Source organism: Intrasporangium sp., from assembly GCF_032907665.1.
Lineage (GTDB): Bacteria > Actinomycetota > Actinomycetes > Actinomycetales > Dermatophilaceae > Intrasporangium.
The window spans coordinates 2848-4687 of the sequence record NZ_JAJJPG010000198.1; the positions used below are offsets into that span (position 1 = coordinate 2848).

Consider the following 1840-nt stretch of genomic DNA (forward strand, 5'->3'; position numbering starts at 1 on the left):
AACGCCCGGTCGAGTGGCCCCGAACGCCCTCGTCGCGTCGTTCAGCGCAACGCCGACAGGAGCCGGGCAATCCCGGCGTGGATGCGGAAGCTCTGGTTCATGTGTCGGTCGGAGTGGAAGTTGAGCACGACCTGCGCGTCCTGCTCGGGGTAGTGGAAGACGTGGGTGGCCCAGAAGCCGAGGTGTCCGACCGGCCCCGGAAGCCCGCGCATCAACGGTGGTAGCAGCTCGCCGAAGCGGAGCGTCATCGTGCCTGCCCCGTAGTGGATACCGCGGCGATAGCGGTTGCGGGGCCGTGCGAGGTGGGCGACATGCTCCGGCGAGATGAGTCGCCCTCCGTGCAGCGCCTGCTGGAAACGCACGAAGTCATCGGGTGGACCGACGACGTTGCCGCCTGCCCAGTCCAGGCTGACGCTGTGTGCGCGACTGAGCTCATGGCGACCGATCCAGAAGGGCGCGACGTCGAGCCCCGAGAGATCATCAGCGATGAGGGTGGCGTCATACGGGGTCGAGCTGCGCTCCATGCCGCTGGGCTCGAAGATGTGCCGGCGCAGCAGGGTCGAGAGGGTCTCGCCCTCCGCCTCCTCGGCGAGGCGGCCGAGCAGGACGTAGTTGGTGTCGGAGTAGTGGAAGCGCTCGCCGGGGGGCCCGACCGCAGGAAGCCTCCGCGCCTCGTCGAGAAGCTCCGCCGGCGACCAGCGCCGGTTGCGGTCGACGACGGCCGCAGTCGCCGAAGCCGCGGTCTCGTGTCCCCGTGGAGGTTCGAAGAAGTCCGGCAGCCCGCTCGTGTGCGTCAGCAGGTGCTCGACCGCTACATCGCCGGCCACATCGACGCCGGCTACCGCGGGAAGCCTCGCGACGTCCGCGGTGGGCAGCACCGCACCGATGGGTGAGTCGAAGCCGAACCGGCCTCGCTCGACGAGCCGCGCGATGAGAGCCGCCGTCATGAGCTTGCCCGAGCTGGCCGCGTGGAACGGGCGGTCCACGTCGCCGAACTCGAACTCCCAGCCGGGAGCACGGACCAGGACCTGCGGTGGCGGCAGGGTGCGCCCGTTGCCATTGCTGTTGCTCCTGTGGCGCCGGGCCGCGCGCCGGTGCGCGATCCGCTCCAGGCTGGAGCGGAGTCGGCCCTCCTCACGGGCCGACGGCGACGACGCTCTTCCAGTGGCATGCGACATGCGGATGCTCCCGAGCCAGATGGGTCGATATCTCTCGTAGATATGTCTAGTAGATATGTCTGTGAGAGTCAACGGCTTAGACTGCCGGCCATGGCCCATGTGATCCTCGGCCTGCTCCTCATCGCCCCCCAAAGCCTCTATGGCCTGGTCAAGGCATTCGAGGCAGGTGTCTCGCTCTTCTACAGCGCCAGCTCGGGAAGCATCAAACGCGCCCTCGACGGCCTCCTGGCCCAGGGCCTCATCGAGGTGGCCAGTGTCGATCCGAGCGCGCGTGGCAAGAAGGTGTACCGCGTCACGGATTCGGGTCGCGAGGAGTTCCGGTCATGGATGACCGGTGAGCTGGCCGGACCGGACCTCGAGACCGCGGCGCTCCCCCGGCTCTTCTTCCTCGGCCTCCTCGCCCCCGCCGAGCGAGCACCGCTGCTACGAAAGGTCATAGCTCGCATCGAGTCCGACCTCGCCGTACTGCTCGCCCTCGCTCGTCGCCTCGACAGCATCGAGGTGCCGGAGGACCAGCGCGACGTCGCGACCCATCAGCTCGCGACCCTGGACTACGGCATCGCCTCACACCGACTGGCACTCGACTGGTTCCGGGGTCATCTCGCTCGGCTCGAGTCGCCCGAGCGCTGACGATCCAGCCGCGACCGGCCCCTGTGGATCAT

At 68.5% G+C, this 1840-nt stretch carries 2 protein-coding genes; one reads left to right on the forward strand and one right to left on the reverse strand.

From position 1 onward, the window contains the following. Positions 1-41 precede the first annotated feature (41 nt). A complete protein-coding gene (locus LOY02_RS17985; RefSeq protein WP_317183742.1) occupies positions 42-1178 on the reverse strand; it encodes a serine hydrolase domain-containing protein in 1137 nt (378 codons plus the stop codon). Positions 1179-1268: 90 nt separating this feature from the next. Here LOY02_RS17985 and LOY02_RS17990 point away from each other — a divergent pair, with 90 nt between their 5' ends. Continuing rightward, the gene (locus LOY02_RS17990) at positions 1269-1808 is read left to right on the forward strand and encodes a PadR family transcriptional regulator (protein ID WP_317183743.1); all 540 of its coding nucleotides are present in this window, start codon (positions 1269-1271) and stop codon (positions 1806-1808) included. Positions 1809-1840: the final 32 nt, after the last annotated feature.